Below are 25588 nucleotides of genomic sequence, written 5' to 3'. Positions count from 1 at the left end.
GTCTCCCGCGTGTTCTGCTGGTCTGTGTTTCTCCCGCCTACTGCGAAGGGTCCCCCGATGGCTTGCCAGGCTGCGCGAGCCACCCGGAGACCCTTTGTGGTCAGCGGTATTCAGTGCCGGTGCCCACCGGCGCAAAAACGGGCTCCCTTTGTGCGCGGATGTGCGCCAGACGATGCCGGCCCCAGCCACGACATGAGCCGGGTGTGATTGCTGATGAGCAGACGGTTCGAGCGACGACCGGGCCTGCAACAGCCCACGGGTGGTTATTTCCTCCCGAGCCGAAGGTCAGCGAGCCTTCGGCACCTTTATCTCGCCGATCAACGTTCCGACCCAATGGCCGGCCACAGCAACAGGAAACCGACGCATGCAACAACCGGAGAAAGTACGAGCCGCGTTCGAGCGCGACCTTGGCAACAAGGTGCTGTTCATCAAGGGCGGCAAACTGCTGTTCATCGATGGCATCAATCTCAAGGCCATCGCCGACCGTAATGCGTATTTCGCTTCGCTGCGTGCGCGGCAGGCGCAACCCATTGTGGTCCTGGCCGAACTGGGACAGGACGAGGCATTCGCCCTGTGGAAGCAGTATGTCCTGGGCGACACGCCCGAATGAGCCAACGCATCCACGCCCCCTGACAGCCCGCACTCGATGCGGGTTTTCTGTCTCTACGCCCATCAATCCGGGCTGGGCCGAATGCCGTTTTCCAACTGACGCAGCACGGCCCCCCGGACGAAGCTGCCCGCATGTTCGCTGATTCGTCAGCACATGCCAGCAGCCATGGGTTCCAGGCTGTCGCGGGTTCTTCCCGCGTAACCCGCCAGTCCGTATCGCATCAAGTTTGCGGACGCGCGTCCCCGTGACGCCGATGCTTTTTATCCACCGTGTGCGGGAGCTGCCATCCCGTGAGGGACAAGGCCTCGCTTTTTCAAGGAGCCTACCCATGTCCCACAAAGCCTCTTTCGGCCAGTTGGCCTTGACCTATTGCGGCAAGTTCCTGCCGCTCGAAGTCCTGCAAAGCGCCGCCGGCCACTACATCGGCACGCGCGATACCGAAGGTCCCGTTTCGCGGGAATCGCACGAATACTTCCGCAGCCATGCGGCGGCTCAACGTGCCCTCGAAAGAGGCGGCTGGTCCCAGCTCGCCATTCCCTGATCCAACTGGAGGAATCACGCCATGAATCAACTGCTGCCGCAGGACGTCGTCGATCAGATCATGCGGGAAGAGCAGCATTTCGCTGCCGCGCCCCAAGCCTTTTTCGAGGCATGGAAGCGCGGTGTCGAGATTGCTGGTCCCGAGTGGTTCGGCCCCGGCACCCGTGAAGGTCTGAACCAGGCCAAGAGCAAGTGGGATCTGCGTCCCAACATGCTGCTGCTCAATGATGCCCTCGGCGTCCTGAGCAGCGGCGAACGCATGTTCCTGTCCGCCATGGTCAGCTTCTACAACGCGCGCGAGGGCGGTGCCATGCTCAAGCGCTGCCACTTCGACGGGCTGTCGGACTTCGACGGCCTCGATCTGCAACGCCGCAAGGTCATCGCCGACTTGATGGTGAACTACAGCGGCTGGTGAGCCCGTTTCGGGCACACCCCCGTCTTTTCGTTCCCCACGAGGGACATGCGCCCACACGGCCATGTCCCTCGATTTCCTTTCCGTAGCCCAGCGTAAAGCGGCTGAATCAAAGCCAACGATCAGCGCCGACTGACGAATTTTCCCTTTTCAACCCACCGGGTCCAATTCCCGGTGGCGGGAATTGGCTCCATTATTCAATCTGGAGCGTTCCCATGTCTCAGAATCCCAATCCCTTTGTTCGCGGCTACTGGAACTTGAAAATCGTCCGCACGCTGTCCATCAGCTACGAGGACGGAAGCCCGCATGTCTGGCGAAATATCCACCCGAGCCAGCAACATCTTTCCGACCAGGAACTGATTTCATCTTCCTGCATCGTCACCAGCGATTTCGCGGTGGTCACGAACGGCTCTGAACCTATAAGCGCCGAGGTGCTGGCCGAATGCGATGCCGATGAGGGCGTTAACGGCGAAGGCGTGATCGGTGCCGTGGTCTATGCCATTCATGGCGAGGACTTCGACGGTCGCCTGATCCACGTCGGTGACAGCTATTCGGTCGAGGCCGCGCGGGAAATCGTGCAGCGCCTGAGTTTCGAGACCGGCTACTACAGCCGCTGCTGGGAAATCAGCAGCGCGCACATCAGCCAGGAAACCGGCCAGTACCTCGCCAATCTGGCGGACCTCGCCACGCCGGAGGCCTTTTTGTTCATCGCCTTTCGGGTTCCGTACAGCCCGGCGATCGGCGTCAAGCTGATCTCAACGCCCTGGACGGACCAGAACCTGGAGCACGCCGATGGCATCACCGCCGAGCAGCTTCGGCAGGAGCACCGCAGCAAGGGCATGCCAGACGACCTCGCGAACATCCTGGAACTGGCTGGCCAGGCCGATGTGCGCATCCTCATCCTCGACGCCGACGCGCCCGTGTTGCCGGGCTTGCCGCTGGCCGAGTCCTAGCAAACACACCACGAGCCCACCTTCCTCTTTGCCCTCCATGCCAGCCCGTCTCCTTTCTAGGAGCTGGGTTGGTCCAATTTCATAGGAGCACTTTATGTTCCCCGACCTCATCTCGCCCGCACGCGACTTCGAGCATCAGCTTGGAGCCTGCGTCAACGCCATGGGCCAGGACGACGCCATCGGCCAGATCTTGGTATTCGAGCGCTTGAGTGGCACGCTGCACATGCGCCATATCGCCAGCGCCGATCTGGCCGACACCGACATTGACGACTACGAAATGGTCGTTTTCGACGGTGGCAACACCGGCGGCGACACGTGGAAGCACGTGTTCTTTCCACGTCAGCGCGAACACTACTTCGTGTACCAAGCCTGACCACCCAGCCCCTTTCGAGGGGCCTTTTCTTGTCCCGGCGCAGGAAAGCGGGTGCGGCGCGGTGCGGTTTGCTGAACGCAGGCCGCTCACTCAAGGGCCATCATTACCCCATGTTCGTCGGCGTTGCCGACACATGCCCAGGCAGCCAAGACCTTCAAGGCTGCAAGCGCGGGAAACCGTGCTGGTTGTTTCTTCCTACGGACGCATCGCGCCCATTCACCCACAAGGGATCTATCCCTTGCGGGCGGGAATCCCTTGTTCTTCCTCAAGGAGATTCACATGGATCGCTCTCTCATCAAGACCCTGATGCCTTCGCTGGTCGCAGGCCATGTGCCGCGCAACGTGCGGTCGTTCAAGTATCGCGTGTTCGATGATCAACCACAGTCCTCGACACTGGGCTTCGTCATTGATCCCCAGCCTTTCGACGGCAAGGTGGTAGCAGCCAGCGAAGACGCCATCGTCGTCAAGCTCAAGCCCAGCGAGTTCGCGGTACTCGATCCCAACCTGGTGACCACCGTTCCCAGCGAGGGCACCAAGGTGCATGTCCAACCCTATGCCCGTCGCCGTTTCGACGGCCTGCGTGCGGACACGCCAGAAGAGCGCACCGAGATGATGTCCGACGGCACTCCCTACACCGTCAAGACACACATCCTCGGCTCCGCGCCGGCCAAGCTGCCCATTCCCGAGCCGCAGTGCTTGGAACTGGGTCAGCTCATCGAGCAGTTGGAGGAAATGCCGGCGCCCGACGGGTTCCGGCGCATCACCCACATGCTGGTCGATGCGGGCGCCCACGACTTCACCTGGGTCGATCCGAAGCCGTCCAGGATCATCGAAACGCCCCCGGCGATCAGTTTCACGGTTTCGACCGCGAAGTTCGCCGGCCAGGTGACGATCCTCTACCAGCGCGGCAGCGATACCTATGCGGTGGAGCTGCGCCGCGACGGCGAGTTGGTCGATCGGCACGACGAGGTGTACTTCGACATGCTCGGCGAAGTGCTGGAGCGGCTCATCGACGACGGACGCTGGCGTCTGATCGATGTGAGCGTGATCGGCGCGGAGACGTCCCGACGGCGCCGCGCTGTACCTGCGTGACACCACGAAAAAAACCAGGCGACATGCCCCCACAGGCTCTCCCTCCATTCGGAAGGAGGGCCTTTTTTCTGCCTGGGAGATTCATCAAAGGGAATCGCCCGGATGCCGATTGATGGCTGCCTCGCGCGCGAGGCGAGGCCATGATGAGCCCATGCCTGCTGACGTTGTCAGCGACATGCCAGGCAACCATCGGTCTTCGAGGTTGCGGCGCAGCTCCCACTGCGTGACCGAGCCAGCTCGCACCGCATCCATCCGCGAGCGGCCACCAGTCTCTGGTGGTGGATGCTTTCGCCTTATCAACCCATCGCGGGGTTACGCACCTTTCCCCGCAGCGTGGGACTGGCGTGTCTCCGCTTCATCCCTATGGAGATTCACCATGAGCACCACGTCCAACGAGAAATCGTATTTCGACCTCCACACCTCGGGCATCGGTTACATCCAGCGTGTCCGTGAAGTACCTGTTCGGGGCGGCCGCCGTGCGCAGCCTTTTCTGGCATGCACCATCGCCGCGCTGGTCGGTTCCGCAAAGGACCCCAGCTATCGCTATTTCGATGTCAAGGTCTCGGGTGCCGAGGCCAAGAAGCTGGTCGAGCGCTGCATCGGCGTTGACGATCCCAAGCAGCGCCCGCTGGTGCGCTTTCGCCTCGGCGACCTGTGGGGCGATGCGTACATCCGCGACAAGGGCGAGCAGAAAGGCCAAGCCGCCGCGTCCCTCAAGGCGCGACTGCTCAAGGCCGAGCCACTTGACCGAGCCGAACTGGCTTCGATCAGGCATCACGAGCTGATCACCCGCGGCATCGGCTACCTCAGCCGTCCGAAGGACGTCACGCCCAAAGATGGCGACCCGTTCCTCTCTTGCACCGTCGCCGCGCTGGCCGGGCCTGTCGATGAACCGGAGTATCGGTACTTCGACACCATCGTTACCACCCCTGAAGCCGAGCATCTGGTTCGCCGGTGCGTGCAGGCCATCGAAGGCGACTGCAAGGTGCTGATCGCCTTCCGTCTCAACGACATGAAGATCGATCCGTACATCCGCGCCAAGGGTGAACGCGCTGGGGAACCGGCCGCAAGCCTGGAATCGACGCTGATCCACATCGGCCTGATCAAGATCGACGGCACCAAGGTCTATCCGACGAGCCCCGCGCAAGCCGAGACGCCGCCAGCCCAGGACGCATCCGCGTCCGAAGCCGAGGACGCCGGCCCCGCTGCCGATCAGCCTGCCGAGCCCGCCGAGCGCGAGCCCGAAGGTGAAGTGGAGAAGCAGGAGCCGGCATTGGCTGCTTCGTTCTGATCGGCAAGGCCCTCGCGGGCCTTGTCGTTTTCCCAATCGCTAAGGAGAACCATCATGGCAGCCACATCGGCATCCGATAAATCGGTTTCGCCCATTGTCGTCCCCGGCCAACTCACGCTGCGCACCATTCGCGGCAAGAACGGCCCCTTCACCGTCGGTCGCCTCGCCACGCACCTCGGTACGTTCGAGGTCAAGGACCCGGAGCTGGAGCAATACCCCGAAGGCAAGTACGACGGGGAATTCATCATCAGGTACATCTTCCCGAAGTCCTACCCGGTCGGTGGTGGCATGCGTTTCGAAATCCGCGCCAGTCTGGACGGAATGACGCTCTACGACATCGACAAACTGAGCCGTGACGAGGCACGCAGCTTCGCCACTCAGGACCTCGATCCACTTGACGAAGAGCTGGGCGCACAGCCTGCGGTAACGCCGGCAATACCGGCCAAACCAGCCAAATCGTCCAGGCCCGCCAAGCCCGCACCTGTGCAGGCATCCGCAGACCCGCTGGTCGATACCACCCCCTTTGGTGTGGATGCGCCGACGCCCGCTACGGCGACTGCCTCCGGCAGTACCGAAGAGGGCGATGCCGCGCTGTTCGGCCTGCTGTGGCCACTGGATGAGTCCGTGAAACTGGATTCGACCATCGACCGCCGCACCCTGCGCGCGCAGATCGCTCGCTTGAGCGAACTGGGTTATGCGCTGGACTTCAAGACGCAAGAGTGGAGCCGCCAGGCCGAACTGCAACCCGCGTAGTACGGAACGCTGCATCTGCGGTGTTCCTCACCCACCCGCCGGGGGCCTTCCCCTCGGGGGAAGCCTCCGGCTTCATTTCTCCCGGAGGCCTCTCATGGGCTGGTATTTCTCCCCCCAATCGCGGTCTGAACTGATCGCGGAACTGATCACACCGCAAGAGACCGAGCGCACCAGCGTGAAGGTCATCGCCCACGCACTGCGTGGCAACGTCCTCTGGTCTGTTACGCAAGTGACGGCCAAAGCCGACGGCGTACATCGTGATCTCGCGCCAGGTCAGTCCCTGCGCTATATCCGCTGCGATCTGCTGCAACGCAGCGGCGGCCAGTGGGGCTACAAGCCGCTGGACGAATCCATGCACCCGTACTACTACTCGTGCCCGCTGTCCTATCTGGATCTCGCACCGGAGCAATCCGCCGACTGGCGTGCAGGCGTTCGCGCCTACCACGCGCAGAGGCGCATCCCCAAAGCAGCCCCGGCTACGACGCTGACGGCCTGAGCCAGGGCGTTTGCCCTACCACCCCAAGGGGCAGCACTTGCCCCAGCGGCGCTGCTGTTCCCGCTTATCCGAGGACACCACTATGCCCGCAAACCCTTCTTCCACCACGCTGTATCGCATCGACGAATGCCCGGACGTGATGGCCGACGCTTGCGTCGGCGATGACCAGGGCAATCTGATCTTCCTGTCGATCTGGGCGCGGGACACCGCCGTCCAGCAGTTCCTTGCTCGCCTGACCCTCGGGCGTGACGAGCAAGGCCTGGAGCAGTTCCACGTCATCACCGACCAGGGCGGCAGCGTCCCGGTGTTCGTCGGCAACGTCGATCGCCTGGAAAAGCGCATGACCCGCGCCTACCGGCGAACGCTGTTCGGTTCGCTGTCCAACGTGTGGCTGTTCGATCGGCGCTGCGTCAAGCCCGACAAGGCCAACGCCAGCGCACTGGCATTGCTGCCCCGCGATAGCGACCACCGGCTTGACCGCCTGTGGACGTTGGTGCAGGACACCTGCCCACTGCCATTGCTCGACCACTGGCGCGAAACCGTGCTGGAACTGCTGCAAAGCCGCGAGATGCTGACCCGCCTGCCGTTCGCCCTCGGGCCTTTGGTGGGCCATCGGCTCGCCATCGACGTGCCGGCGCTGACCCAGGCGCTCGGCTCGCTGATCCGCAGTGACGTGCTCACCGCCTATCCCTATCCGGCCAAGATTTGGACGCCGGAAACGGTAGCGGCTTGACCCACCTGCGCAGGCACGCCAAGGCGTGCCTGCGCCAATCATCCCCGCCAACCAGGAGACTTCCATGGCTCTCATGTTCCCGCGGCTCGCCCGCAATTTCGTGAAAAACGGGTACTTCCCGACCGACGAACCCACGCTCGAAAGAGCGCTCAACGCATTGATGCCCAGTAACTCTGAATCCAATGGGCCGATGTGCATCCTCGATCCCTGCGCCGGCGAAGGCGTGGCAATCGCTGAAGCGGCTCATGCCCTGGGGCGCGAGCATGCCAAGGCGTTCGCCGTCGAGTTCGACGCAGAGCGGGCGCGCCATGCCCGTGGTCTGGTCGATCACTGTCTGCACGCGGACCTGATGGACACGATGATCTCCAAGCAGTCCTTCGGTCTACTCTGGCTCAATCCGCCGTATGGCGACCTGTCCAAGGACGTCAACGGCAACATTGGCTATCAAGGTCAGGGCCGAGCCCGCCTCGAAAAGCTGTTCTACCAGCGCACGCTGCCCCTGTTGCAGTACGGCGGCGTGCTGGTCTTCATCGTCCCCGGCTACGTGCTCGATGCCGAGCTGGTCGGCTGGCTGACACGCCACTACACCGACCTGCGGATCTATCGAGCGGTGGAAACGCAGTTCAAGCAGGTGGTGATCTTCGGGCGACGGGTGCGTCAGCGTGAGCAGACACCCGATGCCGTCAAGGCCGTGCGCAGTCTGTTGCTGCAGATTGGGCTTGGCGAAATCGAAGCCGAGGAGCTGCCGAGCGAATGGCCGTTCCTGCCGTACATCGTCCCCGCCAGCCCGGCGGAGCCGGGGCATTTCTTCCGCGTGACGATGGAGCCGGAGCAGTTCGCCGATGAGGTTGGCAGACTGCAAGGCCTCTGGCCGTCGCGGGATACGCAGTTGGGGGCCGCGCAGCAGACGCTGCGTCCACCGGCGCGGGCCTTGTCCCACTGGCATCTCGCCCTGGCTCTGGCCGCAGGCGCGATCTCGGGAGTCGTGCAATCCAAGACGGGGCGCGTGCTCGTCGTCAAAGGTGACACCCACAAGGACAAGACGCTCCAGCGGGAATTCACCGAGCGCGAAGACGGCTCGATCGCCGAGACGCGCATCCTCACCGACAAGTTTGTTCCCGTCATCCGCGCGTGGGACATGACGCCTGATTCCCCGACACGGGGCGAGGTGTTGACCATTCGCTGATTGTTTTTCACCGCCGACGGTTCGCCGTCGATTTTTCTACCCACCGGGGGCCAGTCGCCCCGATGGGGTGCCGTGGCCCCTCCAAATCCAGGAGCCTTCCATGGCAGCCCAAGCACTTTCCATCAGCCAGACACCGAGCCTGCGCTTCTCGCCAGGCCAGGTGGTCATGACCTGCGGCGTCGATGACCTAGTCCGACAGGGCCGGCTCAACCCGACTCCCTACCTGCGTCGCCACCTCGGCGGCGATTGGGGCGACCTCGACGACAGCGACAGGGGGCAGAACGATGCCGCGCTGAAGTCCGGCGAGGATCGTCTGTTTTCTTCTTACGAGGTCACACCCGGCCTGAAGATTTGGATCATCACCGAATGGGATCGCAGCGTCACCACGCTGTTGCTGCCCAGCGAGTAATGATCTTCTCCAACGCGGGGCCACCGACACCCGCAAGGGTGCCATGGTCCCTTCACTCAGAAGGAAGCCACATGACATCCAACCAACATGACAAGCATCGCCGCAAACGGCTGTTCGAGATCGGTGCACTGGAGTTCAGCGAAGGCGTCGAACGCCTGATGAACGAAGGCCGGCTCGATCCCATGCCGCTTTTCGAACGCCACATGCGTGGCGACTGGGGCGACGTCGCGGACTACCAATGGCAGCAGAACAACGCTGCGTTGGAGTCTGGCGAACGCATCGACTCGTTTTACGTCGTCACCCGTGACCTGAGCATCCGCATCTTCACCGAAGCAGATCGCAACGCGACCCACATCGTGCTGCCGTCCGAGTACTGACCCTGAGTTGTCACCGCAGGCCACAAGCGCCTGCACTGTCCAACCACCGACGGTTCGCCGTCTCTCTTCCCACCACGGGGCATGCCATCGCCCCGCTGGGGTGGTGCATGTCCCATTTTTCTTTGGAGCATCTCCATGTCCCTCGATCTCGACACCACTGCCAACGATGCAGCGCCCGTACAGGGCGACCTGCTCGATGCGCAATCTTCCCCTCTGACCCTGAGCCTTCAGGATTTTGTCGGTGAATTCGGCGACGAACTGCTCGACTCTCTCAACCGCGCCAACCCGCCGGTCTATACCGGCCAAGCGCAAGCACAGCGGCAACTCGTCGTCGCCAGCCTCAAGCGTAAGCTGTTCCAGGCCCAGGCCGAAGTTGTCCATGCCGCCGCCGAGCTGCTGGTCGATCAAGGCGAGCGCGCTGCGATCGTCAATGGCGAAATGGGCTGCGGCAAGACGACCGTCGGCATCGCCACGGCCGCGGTGCTCAACGCCGAAGGCTACCGCCGCACCCTGGTACTTTCGCCTCCCCACCTGGTCTACAAGTGGCGGCGTGAGATCCAGGAGACGGTGGCTGGCGCCAAGGTCTGGGTGCTCAATGGTCCGGACACGCTGGTCAAACTCATCAAGCTGCGCGAGCAGTTGGGTGTGCAGCCCACAGGCCAGGAGTTTTTCATCCTGGGCCGCGTCAGGATGCGGATGGGTTTCCACTGGAAGCCGGTCTTCACCCAGCGGCGCACCCGACACGGCGACGTGGCAGCGTGCCCGGACTGCGGCACGGTCATCACCGACCTCGACGGCGAGCCGGTCAACCCGGTCGCGCTCGAAGCCGAGGAGTCCCGCAGGAAGTGCAGCCACTGCGCCGCGCCCCTGTGGACGCTGATCCGCCCGCGCAGCCTGTCCGGCAGTGACCAGTCCTCGGTCGTCCTCAAAGCCTTGAAGCGCATCCCGACCATCGGGGAAGTCACCGCGCAGAAGCTGATGCAGAAGTTTGGCGATGGTTTTCTGGCGTCGATGCTGGGCGACAACATCCATGAGTTCATCAACCTCATGGATGGCAACGGCGAGCTGGTTTTTTCCGACCGTCAGGCCACGCGCATGGAACGTGCGATGGCCAACATGGAGTTTGGCTTTGGCGAAGGCGGCTACCAACCGTCCGAGTTCATCAAACGCTACCTGCCGCAAGGCACGTTCGACCTGCTCATCGCCGACGAGGCGCACGAGTACAAGAACGGTGGCAGCGCCCAGGGCCAGGCCATGGGCGTGTTGGCGGCGAAGGCTCGCAAGACCTTGCTGCTGACCGGCACGCTGATGGGCGGCTACGGCGATGATCTGTTCTACCTGCTGTTCCGGGCACTGCCAGGACGGATGATCGAAGACGGCTACCGCCCGACCACGAGCGGCAGCATGACCTCGGCTGCGATGGCATTCATGCGCGATCACGGCGTCCTCAAGGACATCTACTCCGAGAGCGTCGGCACGGCGCACAAGACAGCCAAGGGCACCAAGGTATCGGTGCGCACGGTCAAGGCCCCGGGTTTCGGCCCCAAGGGCGTCTTGCGCTGCATCCTGCCGTTCACGATTTTTCTCAAGCTCAAGGACATCGGTGGCAACGTCCTGCCGCCGTATGACGAGGAGTTTCGTGAAGTCCAGATGGACGTGGCGCAAGCCGCGGCCTACCGCGATCTGGCGGGTCGGCTGACCGCGGAGCTGAAACAGGCTCTGGCGCGACGCGACACGACCTTACTGGGCGTGGTCCTCAACGTGCTGCTGGCCTGGCCGGATTGCTGCTTCCGGTCGGAGACCGTGGTGCATCCGCGCACGCGCAACACCTTGGCGTTTGTCCAGGCTCAGTTCAATGAGTTCGAGATCAGTCCCAAGGAGCGTGAGCTGATCGATATCTGCAAAGCGGAGAAGGAACAGGGCCGCAAGGTTCTGGCATACACGGTCTATACCGGCACGCGCGACACCACGTCGCGCCTGAAGGTACTGCTGGAGCAGGAAGGCTTCAAGGTGGCGGTACTGCGCGCAAGCGTGGATGCCAGCCGCCGCGAGGACTGGATCGCCGAGCAACTGGATCGTGGCATCGACGTGCTCGTCACCAATCCCGAGCTGGTCAAGACGGGGCTGGACCTGCTGGAGTTCCCGACGATTGTGTTCATGCAAAGTGGCTACAACGTGTACTCGCTCCAACAGGCAGCACGCCGCTCCTGGCGCATCGGGCAGAAACAGCCCGTGCGCGTGATCTACCTCGGTTATGCCGGTTCCTCGCAGATGACCTGCCTGGAACTGATGGCCAAGAAGATCATGGTCTCGCAGTCCACCTCGGGCGATGTGCCCGAATCGGGGCTGGATGTGCTCAACCAGGACGGCGATTCCGTCGAGGTCGCACTGGCCCGGCAACTGGTCGCTGCCTGATTCCCACGCCCGCCGGCCTCGCGCCGCCGGCTTTCCGTTGTTCCCATCTTGCAGCCCCACCCGCGTTCTTCGTGGGCGGGGCTGCGTTTTTCTCTCATCCCAAAGGGTTCCCGTGAAGGCCCAGCACTTGCCCAAGGCAGAAAACCGGGCACCACCCAGTTCGCATTCCTAGCTGACCGCTCAACGGCGCTCCGCCAAGGTATCGGCATCGCAACAGAAGAGCCGATGCCATGCCCGCAACCCATGTATCCCGGCGTCTGGTCGGCGCTGCTCTCCTGGCCGCAGCGCTGGCCAGCGGCTGCGCCACCACGACCACGCCGCTGGCGCCGGACGCTATAGAAGAAGTTTCAACCGCTCCCGAACCCGAGACACCCGAGTTCATTCCCGTCGTGCGCTATGGCCGCTACACGCTGGTCGAGCTGGCACCCACGGCGGCGCAGCGTGACTTGCTGTCGCAGACCATCGACGTGTCCATGCCCGAGGACACCCGTACCACGGTGGGCGATGGCCTGCGGCATGTGCTCAAACGCAGCGGCTACCAGCTTTGCGAGACGCCCCGCGCCGTGACCGAGTTGTATGCGCTCCCGCTGCCGGCAGCACACCTGCATCTTGGCCCCATGACCATGCGCGATGCGCTGCTCACCCTGGCTGGCCCGGCCTGGGAACTGCATGCGAATGAGCGGGCACGGCAGATTTGCTTTGAGCAGCCTGGAGGCAGTGCGACTGCCGAGCACGCACACGAACCGCCTGCTGCCGAGGCGGTGCAGACGTTTCCGCTGATGCCTTCGGTTTCGGGAGGCCAGCCATGAATGCCGCGCAGTCTCCCCGTCGCCCGATCACCGCCGTGGTGTTGCAGAGCCTGATGTGGCTCTGGCTGATCGGCCTCAGCGTTTTCGTCGCTCTCGGCTACCAGGCGGTGAACGAGCAGGCCGACCAGAAGCGGCTTGATTCCCGCCTGCAACATCTCGAAGCGCAGGCGGCGAGCCTGACCGAGGCCATTGATGCCATCCAGCAGCGTCCAGCCGTCGCAACAGCGGCAGACCTCAAAGACACCCGCGAACTCCTGGAAGCACGCGCTGCCCAGGTCGAGACAACGCTGAGCGGCTATGCCGCTGCTGACGACCTTCAGGCTCTTCGTGCGGAAGTCGAGCAGATCAAGGCACGCCAGAGCGCCCTGCGTGCCGCAGCACCCGCTCAGCCGCGCGCACCGAGCAAGCCCACCGCCAAGCGGGAACCGCCGCCACTGCCGTTCCGCATTGTCGGCGCCGAACTTCGCGCCGGCCAGCGCAGCCTGTCCGTCGCGCCGAACAACGGGAACTTCACGCCCGACCAGCTTGAGGTGCTGCTTCCCGGCGATGCCGTCGGCCCGTGGCGCTTGCAGGCGGTCGAGGGCAACTCCGCCGTGTTCCAAACCGGCGACCAGACCCATCGCATGGCGATTCCCTGAGCGGAGCACGTTACATGAGGCCGTCCATCATCCTTTCCGCGCTCCTGCTGGCGTCTGCCCAGTTGTCCGCCTGGGCGCAGCAGCCGGCCACGGCTCCCGCCCGCAATACACAAAGTCAGGAGCGCTCGCTGATCGCCCGCTCCGTGGACGACCGGGTGGCAAGCGACTGGGGCCTGCAACCGCAGGAGTGGGCGCGTTATCGCGAACTGATGGACGGGCCGTTGGGCATCTACTCACCCAACCTGGACCCACTGTCCGCCCTGGGCATCGAGGCGCGCACAGACGAGGAGCGGCGCCGCTACGCCGAACTGCAGGTGCAGATCGAAGCGCGCCGTGTCGAGAGGCTGCTCGCCTACCAGCGTGCCTACGACGAGGCCTGGCAGCGCCTGAATCCCGGCATGCAGCGGGTGAACCTGCCTGACGACAAGCCCGACACCGGCACAAGCGCCAATCCCTTGCGCGGCTCCGGCCGCACGGCGGTGTTCGTCAAGGACGGCTGCGCGGCCTGCGGGCAGCTTGTGCAGCGCCTGCAATCCTCTGGCACCGAGTTCGACCTGTACATGGTTGGTAGCCGCCAGGACGACACACGTATTCGCGACTGGGCCAAGCGTGCGAACGTCGATCCGGCGCGCGTGCGCAGCGGTGGCATCACGCTCAACCATGATGGCGGGCGGTGGCTGTCGCTGAGCTTGCCCGGCGATCTTCCAGCAGTCGTGCGCGAGGTGAACGGCCAATGGCAGCGCCAGCCGTAACGGCCACCTCCGTTTCGCAGTGCTTGCGCGCACTGGCGCTCGCGGCGAGCCTGTGCGCCTGCGCCGCCCATGCCCAGGAGATTCCGCCACCGGCCTATCAGCTTGCCGCTCAGCGCGCGGGCATCCCCCCGTCGGTGCTCTACGCGGTGGCCTTGCAGGAGAGCGGCATCCGCCGCAACGGGCGCATCGTCCCGTGGCCGTGGTCGCTCAACGTCGCCGGTCAGTCGCGCCGCTTCGCCACACGCGCCGACGCATGCGCCGGTTTGCAGCAGGCAATGCGCTCCACGCCGCACACGCGCATCGACGCGGGCCTGGGTCAGATCAACCTCGGCTATCACCAGCAGCGCTACGTCAGTCCGTGCGACCTGCTCGACCCATACCGCAACCTCGCCATCGCCGCTGAAATCCTGAAGGAGCAGCACACCGCTGGCGAGGACTGGTTGCTGGCGATCGGTCGCTACCACCGTCCTGCGGGTGGAGAGCCTGCCGCCCACTATCGGCGCAGCGTGTCGCGCCATCTTGCCCGCGTGCAGGGCACGCGCCCAACCGCTGCGGCACTCGTCGCGCACCAGGAGAAATCCCCATGACGAAGTTCCAACTGACCAATCTCACGCTGAAGGGCCTGCTCGTGCTACTGGCGGCTCTGCCGCTGGCCTCGCGTGCCGGCGAGCCGCTGATCGTGGTCGAAGACCGTGGCGGCACATCGGCGCTGCCGTACTACGAGGCCCTGAACCTTCAGCCGCGCGCCGATGCTCCGGCCCGACCGCCCATCCCGATGCTCCCGGTGCCCGCTACGCCCATGGATGAGGCCGCGATGTTGCCGGTGCGCAGCGCCAAGCTCACGCCTGGCACCGTCGCGCGGCGCGTTATCGAGGCACCGGGCCTGCGACCTTTCGTGGTCGTCGGCGACGACGAGGCTTCCCACGCCTGGCTTCGTCGCCTGGCAACATCGCTGCGCGAGCGCGGCGCGGTGGGCCTGGTGGTTGACGTCGAGACCATGCAGGGCCTGGCACGGCTGCGTGCCCTGGTGCCGGGCGTAGCCCTTGCGCCTGTGGCCGGTGACGACTTGGCTGAGCGCCTGGGTCTGCAGCATTACCCGGTGCTGATCACAGCCACCGGCATCGAGCAATGAAGCCATGTCGGGGAAACAGCCGGTCGAGGTTTTGCTGCGTCCAGCGGTGGAGTTCTATACCGTCGCGGCGTGTGCAGGCGCCGCGTTTCTGTCCCTGGTGGCCCCGTGGTCGCTCGCGCTGAGCCCCGCCATGGGCGTCGGCAGTGCGCTGGCGTTCTGCATCTACGGTGCCATCCGCTACCGCGATGCCCGCGTCATCCTGCGCTACCGGCGCAACATTCGCCGCTTGCCGCGCTACGTGATGACCAGCAAGGACGTGCCGGTCAGCCAGCAGCGTCTGTTCGTGGGGCGCGGGTTTCTGTGGGAGCAGAAACATACCCATCGGCTGATGCAGACGTACCGACCGGAGTTCCGCCTCTACGTCGAGCCAACGCCGGCCTACTCGCTGGCGCGCAGGCTGGAGGAGCGGCTGGAGTTCGCGCCGTTCCCGCTGTCCCGGCTGCCCGCACTCACGGGCTGGGATGTGCCTTTCAACCCGGTGCGCCCGCTGCCGCCTGTGGGCGGCCTGCCGCGCCTGCACGGCATCGAACCCGACGAGGTGGACGTCAGCCTGCCGCTGGGTGAGCGCGTCGGGCATTCGCTGGTGCTAGGCACCACGCGCGTGGGCAAGACGCGGTTGGCCGAGTTGTTCGTGACCCAGGACATTCGACGCAAGAACGCCGACGGCGAGCACGAGGTCGTCATCGTCATCGATCCCAAGGGCGATGCCGATCTTTTGAAGCGGATGTACGTCGAGGCCAAGCGCGCGGGCCGCGAAGGCGAGTTCTACGTCTTCCACTTGGGCTGGCCGGACATTTCCGCGCGCTACAACGCGGTGGGCCGCTTCGGCCGCATCAGCGAAGTGGCCACCCGTGTTGCAGGGCAGCTCTCCGGGGAAGGCAACAGCGCGGCATTTCGCGAGTTTGCGTGGCGCTTCGTCAACATCATCGCCCGCGCCCTGGTGGAACTGGGGCAGCGCCCGGACTACATGCTGATCCAGCGCCATGTGATCAACATCGACGCGCTGTTCATCGAGTACGCCCAACACTACTTCGCCAAGAACGAGCCCAAGGCCTGGGAGGTGATCGTCCAGATCGAGGCCAAGCTCAACGAGAAGAACATCCCGCGCAACATGATCGGGCGCGAAAAGCGCGTGGTGGCGCTGGAGCAGTACCTCTCGCAGGCGCGCAACTATGACCCGGTGCTCGATGGCCTGCGCTCGGCAGTGCGCTACGACAAGACCTACTTCGACAAGATCGTCGCATCGCTGCTGCCGCTGCTGGAGAAGCTCACCAGCGGCAAGATCGCCCAGCTTCTGGCCCCGAACTACTCCGACCTGGCCGACCCACGCCCGATCTTCGATTGGATGCAGGTGATCCGAAAGCGCGCCGTGGTCTATGCCGGCCTGGATGCGCTGTCCGACGCCGAGGTCGCCGCAGCGGTCGGTAATTCCATGTTCTCCGACCTGGTTTCGGTCGCAGGCCACATCTACAAGCACGGGATCGACGACGGCCTGCCGGGCGCATCGGCTGGCTCGCGCGTGCCGATCAACGTCCACGCCGACGAGTTCAACGAATTGATGGGCGATGAGTTCGTGCCGCTGATCAACAAGGGCGGCGGCGCTGGACTGCAAGTCACCGCGTACACGCAGACCCTCTCGGACATCGAAGCCCGCATCGGCAACCGGGCGAAGGCCGGTCAGGTGATCGGCAACTTCAACAACCTGTTCATGCTGCGCGTGCGCGAGACGGCTACCGCTGAATTGCTGACCCGGCAATTGCCGAAGGTCGAGGTCTATACGACCACCATCGTCAGCGGCGCGACCGACAGCTCAGACATTCGCGGCGCAACGGACTTTACGTCGAACACCCAAGACCGCATCAGCATGTCCAGCGTGCCGATGATCGAGCCATCGCACGTCGTCGGCCTGCCCAAAGGCCAGTGCTTCGCGCTGCTGCAGGGTGGCCAGCTTTGGAAGGTGCGCATGCCGTTGCCGGCGCCCGACCCGGATGAGGTGATGCCGGAGGACTTGCAACAACTGGCTGGGCACATGCGTCAGAGCTACAGCGAGGCCACGCAGTGGTGGGAGTTCACCAGCTCCCCGGTCTTGCAGGACGCGGCCTTGCCGGACGACCTGCTCGATGAGGCGGCCAACGCCACACCCATCACCGACACGGGCGGCACGGCCAACGAAGAGACCGCGCCATGAGCGATGCCGCAGCCACTGCGCAGCGCGAGCAGAACCGCCGCCAGGGCCTGATCGTCGGCACCATCACCTTGCCGTTCCGGCTGCTCGGGGTACTGGTTGGCTCGCTGCTGTTCTCGATCCTGATGGAGTGCATCGGCATGCACCTGTTCTGGAAAGACCAGGGCTGGCAGCACTCCCAGCAGATGTTGCAGTACGAGTTGGGGCACCTGTCCGAGCACTTCACGCGCAGCGTGGTCGTGCAGGAGCCGGGGCGCACGGCGCATGCGCTGGTGGATACCGGTTATGAATGGGTATTCGTGCGATCAGGGCTGCTGGAGCGCATGAGCCAGACCGCAGAGCGCGCCCGTGCGCCCAGCCAAGGACAGGCGCGGAACTTCCGTTACTTCATCAGCCAGGTCTATGTCTGGACGGAGAGTTACTTGATCGCCGCAGCCTTCACGACGCTTACTTTCCTCGTGCGCCTGCTGATCCTGGCGCTCACGCTGCCACTGATTTTCACGGCGGCATTCGTCGGCTTGATCGACGGTCTGGTGAGGCGTGACGTGCGCCGGTTCGGCGCGGGCCGCGAGTCCGGCTTCATCTACCACCGCGCGAAAGCGAGCCTGATGCCGCTGGCCGTGCTGCCTTGGGTCACGTACCTGGCGCTGCCGATCTCCGTGCATCCGCTGCTGATCCTGCTGCCGAGCGCCGGATTGCTGGGGCTGGCCGTGAGCCTGACCGCGGGCAGTTTTAAGAAATACTTATAAGCAAATCGCGTGTGGTGCATGATTCTCGTGCGGAATTCATTCCATATTCAAACCATTGATAGAAATCATAAAGACTCCGTTCGAAGCAGCCACTCAACTTGCCGCCGCGCGGTGGAAATAACCTGACCAAAAATCCGAGCTTCAACATGCGGCTCACGATTGTCCGTAGGAAAGTCGGGGGAGCGACTGCCGCCAACGAGCAGAACCTGAATTGAAGAAGAAAAATACTTTGCCAATTCGTGCCTGTAACCGATCGCTTGTACGTAGTCATCGTGATTCAGCGCATGGTTCGGCCGCTTGAACTCAATCAACAGATACTGTCCACCGAGGTTTTCGTTGAGGAGAAGGTCGGGGCGCCTGTCAGCCTTTTCACCTTTGTAGGTCTTGCCCAGGATATCTTCCACTTGCCTCCGCAACGTACTGTTCGAGCTAAATAGCGAGTACTCGGGGCCAAATACCCATAGGTTTCGTTCCAGGGCTCTGTGCACGACTGCCTCCGTCGTAGCGGTGTCACGAGCGAGAGCGTCCAGTTGATCAAGGAAGACCTGACGAGCCGTCGCTTGCTGTACAAGGAAGGCCATCTCTGCCAAGCCAAATTCATCTAGGCGCTCAGCCACCCCAGCGACATCGCCCGGTGTTGCTTCTGCGATGTGCTCCAGAAGGATGCGGTAGTCAGAACGCTCCATCGCTTCCAACAGCACATTCACCACCGGCTCGACTTTGCTCTCCGGCTCACCGTAATATTTGTCGAGAATCTTTTTGATCGCGCGATCAGCAAATACACGTTTGTGCTCTGGCAGAGCCGACAAGCGCGTGAGGATCGCTCGCTGCAAGCGGGCTTGCGCTAACTGAATTTCGCGCCGGTATTGCTGCTCATAGGCTTCTCGCAAGATGGGCTGGACGTAGCCCTCAACCTCTCTCAGAAGTTCGCTGTTCTCGACCGCCGCATCCCAGCCCGCTGTGATGTGGTCGCGTAGTCCATCTGCTTCGATCTCGCCGTAGAGCTTTCGCAGCAGCTTGGTTGGAAAGTCATCTCGTCGATCAAGGCCGAAGAACCCAGGCCGCCCTACGGCCTTGCCGTCTACACGCAGAGTAACGCCAGGCTGGCGCAAGCCAGACTTGCCATCGCTGATGGAGAAACGCAGCTTTATCTTGCCCGCACGTGGAAGCTCCTCTTCATGCTCCGAATAGCTACCGGAGACATCATCGACGTCAAGCCGCTTGCCATCGATCGAGATTGCGAAGTCATCCTGTCGCCCATAGTCCTGCAAAAGAATCTGGCGCAGCCTATTGGCATCCGGATAAGCCAGACCCTGATGAAGATCGCTCAGCGTGATTGTCGTGCCGTGCAGGTTCGGCCCACAAGGCTCGCTCTGCAGGCTGATATTCAGCTGTTCAATGTCGTCGACTTGCGAAAGGTCGTCTAGGCGCAAAATAATGCGGCATGATCGACTGCGCGCACGGGTTTCAAGCGCCATCACCGCTGCGGCCATGAGCCCGGCGAACTTGCCGATGCCCTTACGCCCCTTGACCAAACGATTTTTTCCGGCCGTGCGCTCACCGCGCCGCGAGCGCCGATCAGATGCGATCGACAGATAGTGGCGGCGCAGTTCTTCCTCGGTCATGCCAGTGCCGTCATCTTGGATAACGAGAGGGTCGCCACTCAGGGGCGTGGGGAGGAGGATCGCTACCTGCTCCGCGTCGGCGTCCCATGCGTTGTCAACGAGTTCCTTCAGCGCTCGCTCGGACGAGGAATATTCCTGACTCAACAATGTGGCGAGGCGGGAATCTACCTGGAAGCGCAGATGAGCACGACTCATATCGGAATCTCCGTGGGGGAACAGCGGCCGTTCGACTACGCCTTGACCTCATAGCGCAGGTAATCCGCGAGCAGTTTCGACTCGTTGACCTCATCATGGGGCACCAGCAGGTATTTTCAGGGCTTGGTGCCGACGTTCGCCGCGTGGTCTGAAGCGTGCTTGCACCACCGCATGGCGGCTGCGGCCTTGGCCTGCACCTCCTGCGTGCTGATGTCGGCGCGCGCCTTGGTCTCCACCATGAAGATGGTCGCGTCCGTCTCGGCTACGAAGTCGGGGATGTACTCCGGCTGCTCGGTGCCGAGCTTGTAGTAGATCTGGAACTGCCCCTTCGCAGGCTTGATCCGCCAGCACCTTCTTCAGAATGGCCATGTATTGGGGTTCGAGCGCCGCCATGTCAGTTCTAGTTATTGTTTGCTGCTCATCAACGATTTTTGTGTTGGGTCCTCAAGCAAAAGCCTTGGCCTGAGGAATTTGCTCGTCCGGTACGACAAGGTTCTGGCTGAAAAACATCACCTCATTTCCCACATACCGGCGCTGTGCCGTGTAGTTCAAGCCATAGCTGAGCGATTGACTGAGTTTATACATAGCGCAAATTTCCTCGCTGTTGTCGTAGGAGACCACCCAAGGCCACTTGAAGCTATTTTTTTGTAGCTTTTTGGCAATCGCCACATGGTCGTCATGCTCGTAATAATTACGATACAGGCCCTTTCCTTTGACGTAGTAAGGCGGGTCAAGGTAAATCAGAGACTGCTTCGGCAGGAATTCAGAGCACCGCTTGAGAAGTTGAAGAGAATCCTCGCAATACACGGTAACGTCTTCCGCACGCTTGGAAATTTCTTGAATGCGAGCTGCAACCACGTCTTTTTTGAAGCGCGCATCCAGCTTGTATTCGCCATCCTGGTTCTTGCCACCGATAACACCGGCCTTGAGAATGCCGGAGCGATTTGTTCGGTTCATGAACAGAGTTGCAAATCCTCTCTCGACCATGCTGGCTTTGACATCGCCGCGCAAGACTGCTCGCCACTTGAACCACTCTTCGATGGTGATGGGCGTGGCTTCAAGCAGATTCAGCAGAGCACAAGAATGTTTAGTGACAGAAACCCAGAAGGCATACACCGCCGGGTCGGCATCGTTGATGTGAATATGGCTAGCGTGGCCGTGGAACAGCAACTCCAGCGCCACGCCGGCGCCGCCTGCATACGGCTCCAAGTAGTGACCACCGACGAGGCCGTTCTGCCGCATCACTTCAGCAATGAAGGGCGCGAATTGCGCTTTGCCACCTGGATAGCGCAATGGGCTATACAGCTTGTTGGAATACATGACTAACTCCCCTTCAGCTTTACTTTCAATGCGACCAACTTGCCACCATCAACAGCATAGCCGCCGCTCATCACGCCGCGAAGGGCCAACTCGAATTTTTTCAAGAATTCATTGCAAGCATCTTGATTGTTTTCAATCCAGTGTTTCCACGGGTTGTATGGCTTGGATGCCAAGGCAACAAGCTTTTGAAATTCAGCATCTTTGTAGAAGCGCTTGAAGATTTCTCGCGACTTACTTCCACCTTGGTATGCTGCGATGCTTGTCTTCACATCAGCTTGATTCCCGTTGATGGCAAATTCACGAATGACTTCCGCGGCTGATTGGGTGAAATTGGGGCGGGCATACCCTAAATCGTTTCGCCAAAAATCATCCCCGGCAGAGAGGTTGAATAGATATTCGAAAATCAGCTGGTCGGGAGGCAGTTTTCCCGGAAGAAGAACTACGGTCTTCGGGTTCTTCCTGCCAACCTGCTGAGCAGCATCCGAGTCCAGGCACACGATGCTTCTTTCGGAGAACTCCGTCACTCCCTTGTCGATCAGCTGAAGGTAGTTTGAACAACCCAAGGTGATTTCCGGCAGCGGGTTCGTAAACTTCTTGATGAATTGCCGATTCATCAGGGCAGCGAAGAAATCGGCCGCTTCCTTGTCCTCGAAGTAAACATTGACCTTGGGAAGCTTTTCGTCTGCCCCTGCCGCGACGGTTCTAGTGTTGATGTCCGCACCGATCTGAACCCAAGACCAGTCCTGCATCACCTGCACACCACCAAACGTGTTGCTCAGATAGATGGTTTTGTATTTCCGGCGGTATTGCTGGCTTTGCTGGTAGGCGTACTCAATCAGCGTGGGCGAGTGGGAAGTCATCACGACCTGAAGATTCAGGTCTTTGCATTCCCTGTCCAAAATTTTCAACAAATTCGCCTGTGCCGTTGGGAACAGCCCGGCATCCGCTTCGTCTATCAGCAACAAACCACCCTTGTAGTCGGCGTATTCCTCTTTTAACTTGCGGAATGACATCAACGCCAAGATGATCTGACCGGCATTATCTTCACCAGCGGAAACGGATTCTTGATCATAATTGTCACCATGCGCCACGGCAGAACTGATGGTTCCTTCCGTTCCTGTTGCCAAGGAAGATTGACGGTTGAGTAGCTCATTGGTCAATCCAATAAATTGTGACTTGTGGTTCTTCAGGTAATCGAAATCAATGACCTTGTAGTCCCGGTCTGCAATCGGGTAGAGCCTTTTGAGGCTCAGAAAAATTACCGGATGCGTGAAGTTGCGACTTGTATTCTCCCCCTTTTCGACAGTGCTGTTGTTGCGAACTACTGGTCTGGGCGATTTGCCCCGCTTCATCAATTCGAGCTTTGCGGTCGCATTCTGATCTGTGTATCCATCGTGCAGCTCTATGTTGACCGTCATCGAACCGGGCTGGTCAAATTGATCAGAAATTCTGAAATGCTCGCTGTATTGGGACTTGAACGGGCCACCAGCGATTTGCCGGAACGAAAGCGCTGAGTCTTTGAAATAGTCTTTCTCGAAGTTGAAAATTTGCGCAGCAATACCAAGAATGGATGACTTGGACGTGCCATTTTTTCCACAGATGACTGTGATGTGGTCGCCAAATTCGACTTCCACGTTATTCAGTGCGCGGAACTTTTCAACGATCAGCTTTTTAAGCTGAGTTTTTGGCATGTTCTTCATCCTTATTTCAGCTCCCACTCAACAGTGAACAGCGTGCGCCCTTCGATCTGCTACTGGAGTTGCCGAGCCCCACATCGTCAGCAAGGAGCACACCACGCGAAAGGGGATTGCGGCATGCGAAGAGAGCGGCATCGACCTGATGTGGATTGAGATCAACCTGCGAGTCGACCAGTGTTGAGGCCAGCGATTCCACGGAGTCGCCCGCCGCACGGCGCGTGAGCAGCCACGCAACGTACTGACGTTGATGCGGTGTCAAGAGCTGCGTTGTCGTCAACTGCGGTCTCCCCCATGTGTCTCAGGCGTTACTCGGCTGCTGGCTTTTCCAGACTCAGTCCGTCTCCAGTTTCATCTTGCTGATGCTGCTGGCGATCCAGCTATCCAGTTCGGATCGCCGGAAACGCCACGTCCCTCCCAACTTGAACGCCGGAATCTCTCCTCTTTGAGCCAGGCGATAGACCGTCCGCTTGCCGGCTTTGAGGTATGCCGCGACCTCTTCAAGCGTGAGGATTTCGCTTTCGGCGTCAGTCATCTGAAAACCATTTCGGTTGGTCTTTCATAGCCGTCACTTGCCAAGTTTGCTCAATTCTACCAATAGGCGGCTGTCGGTGACCACTATCCAGTGGTGAGTTCGCAGGCAATCCACAACCCGGTCGCCGCGCGGTTCCTATTTTTTGCAGCAGAAAAATCGCCTCTTTACCAAGATCACCGCATCGCTGATCTAGCGGAAGGAATAGTGCGATGTTGGCTACGATCTGGCTGCACGCCGCGCATCGCGGCGTGCCCGCCTTTCTTGTGACGGTCTTCCTGCTGGGCCAATCCCCGATGGCGCTGGCCGAGTCCCCGGCGCAGCGCCAGGAACTGGTCGCGGCACTTCGCCAGCTCGACGCACTGGAGCGCACCGTCGCGCACAGCGCCGCGCATGCCCCCGTCATCCCTGGCGAGCGCTACCACTTCGATTACCCGCGGCTACTGGCTGACCTGGCGCGCGTGCGCGCTGGCATCCAGGTCCATTTCACCCCGTCGCGCGCCCAGCCACGCGACCCTGCCGAACTGGCCGGCGACTACCGCACCGAACGGGTCGCTGAACCATCGCCGCTGGCGACTGCGGAGGGCAAGCCATGAACGGCGCCCAGGTCTCGGCATTTCAAGCCAACAGCGGCATCGCGCCTTCCGCGATGGCGACTGTCCTGGTCGGCGTTGTGTTCGCCGTCCTGCTCGTCTGGGGCGTCTGGGCCATCCGAACGGCCTATGTGGGGTGGTCCGAGAGCCGCCTCAACCAGCGCCAGTTCCTCGGCGTCTGCATCCGCTTCGTCGCGATGTACCTCGTCCTGAGTTTCTTCCTCCTCTCCTGACCTGAAAGGCATCACCATGCAAAACCGCATCCTCAATTCCCGTCTTGCCCAGCGCACCGTCGTGGCCCTGGGCACTGCCGCGCTGCCCGCGCTGTCGTTCGCGCAGGGTTTGCCGCAGTTGGAAAACCCGACCCGCGGCGCCGGCAGCGGCATCATGGAAACGATCAGGAACTACGGCTACGACATCATCATGCTCGTGGCCCTGTTGGTGGTGGCGTCGATGTTCATTGGCGTGTGCTACCACGCCTACGGCACCTACGCGGAAATCCACACCGGCCGCAAGACCTGGGGCCAGTTCGGTCTCACGGTCGCCATCGGCGCCGTCCTGCTCGTGATCGGCATCTGGCTGCTCACCGAAGCCACCGGCATCCTGTAAGCGAGGACGGGCCATGTCCGAGCAACAGCATGTCCGTGCCGATGGGACGGTCACATTCCTTCCACACCGGCTCAACAGGCACCCAGTGGTCGTGCGCGGCCTCACCGCCGACGAGTTGTGGATTTGCTGCGGCCTGTCCGGCGCCGCCGGCCTGGTGGTCGGCGCGCCGCTGTCGTGGGTGTTCCGCACGATCGCTATCGCGCCAACCTTCGTCGTCCTGGGCGTGGCGCTGGGCGTGTTCATCGGCGGCGGCATCCTGCGCCGTCTCAAACGCGGGCGTCCCGACACCTGGCTGTACCGGCAGTTGCAATGGCGCATCGCCACGCGCCATCCGCTGATGGCCGGTTGGATGGGCGGCCATGTGCTGATCTCGCGCTCTGGCTTCTGGACTACCCGCAGGGGCACGCACGGGGGCGCGCGATGAGCCGCTTCAAGAACGAGATCACCCACCTGCAGGCGCACATCAAGACGCTGCGCCTCGGCGCGGGTGCGCTGGTCGTCGTCGCCCTGGTCATGGGCGGAGGCTGGTGGAGCGCTCCCCGCGACCTGACCATCCACGTTCCGCCTGACCTGCGCTCCGGCAGTACCCGCAAGTGGTGGGAAGTACCGCCTGAATCGGTCTATGCGTTCACGTTCTACGTGTTCCAGACGCTCAATCGCTGGCCGACGAATGGCGAAGAAGATTACCCGCGCAACCTCCACACGCTCTCGCCGTACCTCACCCCGTCCTGCCAGGCATTCCTCAAGGCGGACTACGACTACCGCCGCAGCACGGGCGAGCTGCGCCAGCGGGTGCGTGGCATCTACGAAATTCCCGGTCGCAGCTATGGCGACAACCCCACGGCGCGCGTGCGTGTGATCTCCGACCGCGACTGGGTGGTGACGCTGGACATCAGCGCCGACGAGTACTACGGCGCCGAGCAGGTCAAGCGCGCCCTGGTGCGCTACCCCGTGAAGGTCGCGCGGGTGGATGTCGATCCCGCCCGCAACCCGTTCGGCCTGGTACTCGACTGCTACGAGGGCACGCCCCAGCGCATCAGCACCCCGGAGCCGACGCGCCCGGTGCCTGGTGGCCTGACGCCGCAAGCGCCTCAAGGAGGTAATTCCCCATGAAG

General features: G+C 62.1%; 29 protein-coding genes and 3 pseudogenes. 26 read left to right on the top strand and 6 right to left on the bottom strand.

Translation table 11 applies throughout. The features are described 5' to 3' along the window. Positions 1 to 379: 379 nt before the first annotated feature. The 21 genes and pseudogenes from KDH83_RS00530 to KDH83_RS00430 all read left to right on the top strand — a co-directional run. A pseudogene (locus tag KDH83_RS00530) lies at positions 380 to 610 on the top strand (hypothetical protein); the annotation flags it as partial. A gap of 328 nt (positions 611 to 938) precedes the next feature. Then, entirely contained in the window at positions 939 to 1151 is a 213-nt protein-coding gene (locus tag KDH83_RS00525; RefSeq protein WP_003158617.1) for a hypothetical protein, read from the top strand. A 21-nt stretch (positions 1152 to 1172) separates the two neighbouring features. Continuing rightward, positions 1173 to 1565, top strand: a complete 393-nt coding sequence (locus KDH83_RS00520) for a hypothetical protein (RefSeq protein WP_212312094.1) — start codon at positions 1173 to 1175, stop codon at positions 1563 to 1565. A 212-nt stretch (positions 1566 to 1777) separates the two neighbouring features. Continuing rightward, entirely contained in the window at positions 1778 to 2515 is a 738-nt protein-coding gene (locus KDH83_RS00515) for a hypothetical protein (RefSeq protein ID WP_033981909.1), read from the top strand. A 94-nt stretch (positions 2516 to 2609) separates the two neighbouring features. Next, positions 2610 to 2888, top strand: coding sequence for a hypothetical protein (locus tag KDH83_RS00510; protein ID WP_003158620.1), 279 nt, complete (start codon positions 2610 to 2612; stop codon positions 2886 to 2888). A gap of 279 nt (positions 2889 to 3167) precedes the next feature. Continuing rightward, the gene (locus tag KDH83_RS00505) at positions 3168 to 3980 is read left to right on the top strand and encodes a hypothetical protein (RefSeq protein WP_041025082.1); all 813 of its coding nucleotides are present in this window, start codon (positions 3168 to 3170) and stop codon (positions 3978 to 3980) included. Positions 3981 to 4356: 376 nt separating this feature from the next. Next, positions 4357 to 5271, top strand: coding sequence for a DUF3577 domain-containing protein (locus KDH83_RS00500; protein WP_212312092.1), 915 nt, complete (start codon positions 4357 to 4359; stop codon positions 5269 to 5271). Between the two features lie 54 nt (positions 5272 to 5325). Beyond that, entirely contained in the window at positions 5326 to 6024 is a 699-nt protein-coding gene (locus KDH83_RS00495) for a DUF3275 family protein (RefSeq protein ID WP_033981914.1), read from the top strand. 94 nt (positions 6025 to 6118) lie between these two features. Further along, positions 6119 to 6520: a hypothetical protein gene (locus tag KDH83_RS00490; protein WP_003158624.1), complete on the top strand. Its 402-nt coding sequence runs from the start codon at positions 6119 to 6121 to the stop codon at positions 6518 to 6520. Positions 6521 to 6602: 82 nt separating this feature from the next. After that, entirely contained in the window at positions 6603 to 7253 is a 651-nt protein-coding gene (locus KDH83_RS00485; RefSeq protein WP_003158625.1) for a hypothetical protein, read from the top strand. Between the two features lie 40 nt (positions 7254 to 7293). After that, on the top strand, positions 7294 to 8439 hold the full coding sequence (locus KDH83_RS00480) for a DUF6094 domain-containing protein (RefSeq protein WP_254920059.1): 1146 nt from the start codon (positions 7294 to 7296) through the stop codon (positions 8437 to 8439). 100 nt (positions 8440 to 8539) lie between these two features. Continuing rightward, on the top strand, positions 8540 to 8848 hold the full coding sequence (locus KDH83_RS00475) for a hypothetical protein (protein ID WP_212312090.1): 309 nt from the start codon (positions 8540 to 8542) through the stop codon (positions 8846 to 8848). Positions 8849 to 8919: 71 nt separating this feature from the next. Next, on the top strand, positions 8920 to 9225 hold the full coding sequence (locus KDH83_RS00470; protein ID WP_194770476.1) for a hypothetical protein: 306 nt from the start codon (positions 8920 to 8922) through the stop codon (positions 9223 to 9225). Positions 9226 to 9360: 135 nt separating this feature from the next. Next, the gene (locus KDH83_RS00465) at positions 9361 to 11640 is read left to right on the top strand and encodes a helicase-related protein (protein WP_212312088.1); all 2280 of its coding nucleotides are present in this window, start codon (positions 9361 to 9363) and stop codon (positions 11638 to 11640) included. Positions 11641 to 11870: 230 nt separating this feature from the next. After that, complete coding sequence (locus KDH83_RS00460; protein ID WP_212312086.1) at positions 11871 to 12449, top strand: PilL N-terminal domain-containing protein; 579 nt, start codon at positions 11871 to 11873, stop codon at positions 12447 to 12449. Then, positions 12446 to 13087, top strand: a complete 642-nt coding sequence (locus tag KDH83_RS00455) for a hypothetical protein (protein ID WP_212312084.1) — start codon at positions 12446 to 12448, stop codon at positions 13085 to 13087. The genes KDH83_RS00460 and KDH83_RS00455 overlap by 4 nt, the downstream gene beginning before the upstream one ends. 14 nt (positions 13088 to 13101) lie before the next feature. After that, positions 13102 to 13839, top strand: a complete 738-nt coding sequence (locus KDH83_RS00450; RefSeq protein WP_212312082.1) for a TIGR03759 family integrating conjugative element protein — start codon at positions 13102 to 13104, stop codon at positions 13837 to 13839. Then, complete coding sequence (locus KDH83_RS00445; protein WP_212312081.1) at positions 13821 to 14426, top strand: transglycosylase SLT domain-containing protein; 606 nt, start codon at positions 13821 to 13823, stop codon at positions 14424 to 14426. Before KDH83_RS00450 ends, KDH83_RS00445 begins: the two co-directional genes overlap by 19 nt. Next, positions 14423 to 14971 (top strand): integrating conjugative element protein, encoded by a 549-nt coding sequence (locus KDH83_RS00440; RefSeq protein ID WP_212312080.1) that lies wholly within the window; start codon positions 14423 to 14425, stop codon positions 14969 to 14971. The genes KDH83_RS00445 and KDH83_RS00440 overlap by 4 nt, the downstream gene beginning before the upstream one ends. 4 nt (positions 14972 to 14975) lie before the next feature. Further along, the gene (traD, locus tag KDH83_RS00435) at positions 14976 to 17159 is read left to right on the top strand and encodes a type IV conjugative transfer system coupling protein TraD (RefSeq protein ID WP_212312079.1); all 2184 of its coding nucleotides are present in this window, start codon (positions 14976 to 14978) and stop codon (positions 17157 to 17159) included. Next, on the top strand, positions 17156 to 17905 hold the full coding sequence (locus KDH83_RS00430) for a TIGR03747 family integrating conjugative element membrane protein (protein WP_212312078.1): 750 nt from the start codon (positions 17156 to 17158) through the stop codon (positions 17903 to 17905). Before traD ends, KDH83_RS00430 begins: the two co-directional genes overlap by 4 nt. A gap of 65 nt (positions 17906 to 17970) precedes the next feature. Here KDH83_RS00430 and KDH83_RS00425 read toward each other — a convergent pair whose 3' ends face one another. The 6 genes and pseudogenes from KDH83_RS00425 to KDH83_RS00405 all read right to left on the bottom strand — a co-directional run bounded on the left by KDH83_RS00425 (position 17971) and on the right by KDH83_RS00405 (position 23274). Then, complete coding sequence (locus KDH83_RS00425) at positions 17971 to 19725, bottom strand: ATP-binding protein (RefSeq protein ID WP_212312077.1); 1755 nt, start codon at positions 19723 to 19725, stop codon at positions 17971 to 17973. Between the two features lie 35 nt (positions 19726 to 19760). After that, a pseudogene (locus KDH83_RS00420) lies at positions 19761 to 20063 on the bottom strand (type III restriction endonuclease subunit R); the annotation flags it as partial. Between the two features lie 106 nt (positions 20064 to 20169). Then, positions 20170 to 21045 carry a DNA adenine methylase gene (locus KDH83_RS00415; protein ID WP_212312076.1) on the bottom strand — a complete coding sequence of 292 codons (876 nt, stop codon included), beginning with the start codon at positions 21043 to 21045 and terminating at the stop codon, positions 20170 to 20172. Between the two features lie 2 nt (positions 21046 to 21047). Beyond that, complete coding sequence (locus KDH83_RS00410; protein ID WP_212312074.1) at positions 21048 to 22745, bottom strand: AAA family ATPase; 1698 nt, start codon at positions 22743 to 22745, stop codon at positions 21048 to 21050. A 61-nt stretch (positions 22746 to 22806) separates the two neighbouring features. Next, positions 22807 to 23019: pseudogene (locus tag KDH83_RS32425) on the bottom strand (hypothetical protein); the annotation flags it as partial. 54 nt (positions 23020 to 23073) lie between these two features. Then, on the bottom strand, positions 23074 to 23274 hold the full coding sequence (locus KDH83_RS00405; protein ID WP_212312072.1) for a helix-turn-helix domain-containing protein: 201 nt from the start codon (positions 23272 to 23274) through the stop codon (positions 23074 to 23076). 209 nt (positions 23275 to 23483) lie between these two features. On the opposite strand from KDH83_RS00405, the gene KDH83_RS00400 reads away from it, so the two are divergent. Genes KDH83_RS00400 through KDH83_RS00380 form a run of 5 tightly spaced genes read left to right on the top strand, consistent with a single transcriptional unit; the run spans position 23484 to position 25586 of the window. Continuing rightward, a complete protein-coding gene (locus tag KDH83_RS00400) occupies positions 23484 to 23867 on the top strand; it encodes an RAQPRD family integrative conjugative element protein (RefSeq protein WP_212312070.1) in 384 nt (127 codons plus the stop codon). Next, positions 23864 to 24097 (top strand): TIGR03758 family integrating conjugative element protein, encoded by a 234-nt coding sequence (locus KDH83_RS00395; protein ID WP_003050225.1) that lies wholly within the window; start codon positions 23864 to 23866, stop codon positions 24095 to 24097. The genes KDH83_RS00400 and KDH83_RS00395 overlap by 4 nt, the downstream gene beginning before the upstream one ends. A 16-nt stretch (positions 24098 to 24113) precedes the next feature. Then, positions 24114 to 24473, top strand: a complete 360-nt coding sequence (locus KDH83_RS00390; protein WP_212312068.1) for a TIGR03745 family integrating conjugative element membrane protein — start codon at positions 24114 to 24116, stop codon at positions 24471 to 24473. Between the two features lie 13 nt (positions 24474 to 24486). Further along, positions 24487 to 24897 (top strand): TIGR03750 family conjugal transfer protein, encoded by a 411-nt coding sequence (locus tag KDH83_RS00385; RefSeq protein WP_058135863.1) that lies wholly within the window; start codon positions 24487 to 24489, stop codon positions 24895 to 24897. After that, complete coding sequence (locus KDH83_RS00380) at positions 24894 to 25586, top strand: PFL_4703 family integrating conjugative element protein (protein ID WP_058137607.1); 693 nt, start codon at positions 24894 to 24896, stop codon at positions 25584 to 25586. The genes KDH83_RS00385 and KDH83_RS00380 overlap by 4 nt, the downstream gene beginning before the upstream one ends. The last annotated feature ends 2 nt before the right edge of the window (positions 25587 to 25588 follow it).

The organism is Achromobacter sp. Marseille-Q0513 (genome assembly GCF_018195695.1).
Taxonomy (GTDB): Bacteria; Pseudomonadota; Gammaproteobacteria; order Burkholderiales; family Burkholderiaceae_B; genus Achromobacter.
Note: the sequence above shows the minus strand (reverse complement) of the source record. Positions and strands in the feature narration are given on the sequence as shown.

Bases quoted from the DNA above. Each gene is read 5' to 3' on its own strand.
- KDH83_RS00455 (WP_212312084.1), top strand. From the start codon at position 12,446: ATGAATGCCGCGCAGTCTCCCCGTCGCCCGATCACCGCCGTGGTGTTG.
- KDH83_RS00460 (WP_212312086.1), top strand. From the start codon at position 11,871: ATGCCCGCAACCCATGTATCCCGGCGTCTGGTCGGCGCTGCTCTCCTG.
- KDH83_RS00385 (WP_058135863.1), top strand. From the start codon at position 24,487: ATGTCCGAGCAACAGCATGTCCGTGCCGATGGGACGGTCACATTCCTT.
- KDH83_RS00410 (WP_212312074.1), bottom strand. From the start codon at position 22,745: ATGAAGAACATGCCAAAAACTCAGCTTAAAAAGCTGATCGTTGAAAAG.
- KDH83_RS00390 (WP_212312068.1), top strand. From the start codon at position 24,114: ATGCAAAACCGCATCCTCAATTCCCGTCTTGCCCAGCGCACCGTCGTG.
- KDH83_RS00495 (WP_033981914.1), top strand. From the start codon at position 5,326: ATGGCAGCCACATCGGCATCCGATAAATCGGTTTCGCCCATTGTCGTC.
- KDH83_RS00525 (WP_003158617.1), top strand. From the start codon at position 939: ATGTCCCACAAAGCCTCTTTCGGCCAGTTGGCCTTGACCTATTGCGGC.
- KDH83_RS00475 (WP_212312090.1), top strand. From the start codon at position 8,540: ATGGCAGCCCAAGCACTTTCCATCAGCCAGACACCGAGCCTGCGCTTC.
- KDH83_RS00380 (WP_058137607.1), top strand. From the start codon at position 24,894: ATGAGCCGCTTCAAGAACGAGATCACCCACCTGCAGGCGCACATCAAG.
- KDH83_RS00500 (WP_212312092.1), top strand. From the start codon at position 4,357: ATGAGCACCACGTCCAACGAGAAATCGTATTTCGACCTCCACACCTCG.
- KDH83_RS00395 (WP_003050225.1), top strand. From the start codon at position 23,864: ATGAACGGCGCCCAGGTCTCGGCATTTCAAGCCAACAGCGGCATCGCG.
- traD (WP_212312079.1), top strand. From the start codon at position 14,976: ATGTCGGGGAAACAGCCGGTCGAGGTTTTGCTGCGTCCAGCGGTGGAG.
- KDH83_RS00425 (WP_212312077.1), bottom strand. From the start codon at position 19,725: ATGAGTCGTGCTCATCTGCGCTTCCAGGTAGATTCCCGCCTCGCCACA.
- KDH83_RS00465 (WP_212312088.1), top strand. From the start codon at position 9,361: ATGTCCCTCGATCTCGACACCACTGCCAACGATGCAGCGCCCGTACAG.
- KDH83_RS00515 (WP_033981909.1), top strand. From the start codon at position 1,778: ATGTCTCAGAATCCCAATCCCTTTGTTCGCGGCTACTGGAACTTGAAA.
- KDH83_RS00490 (WP_003158624.1), top strand. From the start codon at position 6,119: ATGGGCTGGTATTTCTCCCCCCAATCGCGGTCTGAACTGATCGCGGAA.
- KDH83_RS00405 (WP_212312072.1), bottom strand. From the start codon at position 23,274: ATGACTGACGCCGAAAGCGAAATCCTCACGCTTGAAGAGGTCGCGGCA.
- KDH83_RS00415 (WP_212312076.1), bottom strand. From the start codon at position 21,045: ATGTATTCCAACAAGCTGTATAGCCCATTGCGCTATCCAGGTGGCAAA.
- KDH83_RS00520 (WP_212312094.1), top strand. From the start codon at position 1,173: ATGAATCAACTGCTGCCGCAGGACGTCGTCGATCAGATCATGCGGGAA.
- KDH83_RS00470 (WP_194770476.1), top strand. From the start codon at position 8,920: ATGACATCCAACCAACATGACAAGCATCGCCGCAAACGGCTGTTCGAG.
- KDH83_RS00440 (WP_212312080.1), top strand. From the start codon at position 14,423: ATGACGAAGTTCCAACTGACCAATCTCACGCTGAAGGGCCTGCTCGTG.
- KDH83_RS00430 (WP_212312078.1), top strand. From the start codon at position 17,156: ATGAGCGATGCCGCAGCCACTGCGCAGCGCGAGCAGAACCGCCGCCAG.
- KDH83_RS00445 (WP_212312081.1), top strand. From the start codon at position 13,821: ATGGCAGCGCCAGCCGTAACGGCCACCTCCGTTTCGCAGTGCTTGCGC.
- KDH83_RS00485 (WP_003158625.1), top strand. From the start codon at position 6,603: ATGCCCGCAAACCCTTCTTCCACCACGCTGTATCGCATCGACGAATGC.
- KDH83_RS00400 (WP_212312070.1), top strand. From the start codon at position 23,484: ATGTTGGCTACGATCTGGCTGCACGCCGCGCATCGCGGCGTGCCCGCC.
- KDH83_RS00450 (WP_212312082.1), top strand. From the start codon at position 13,102: ATGAGGCCGTCCATCATCCTTTCCGCGCTCCTGCTGGCGTCTGCCCAG.
- KDH83_RS00510 (WP_003158620.1), top strand. From the start codon at position 2,610: ATGTTCCCCGACCTCATCTCGCCCGCACGCGACTTCGAGCATCAGCTT.
- KDH83_RS00505 (WP_041025082.1), top strand. From the start codon at position 3,168: ATGGATCGCTCTCTCATCAAGACCCTGATGCCTTCGCTGGTCGCAGGC.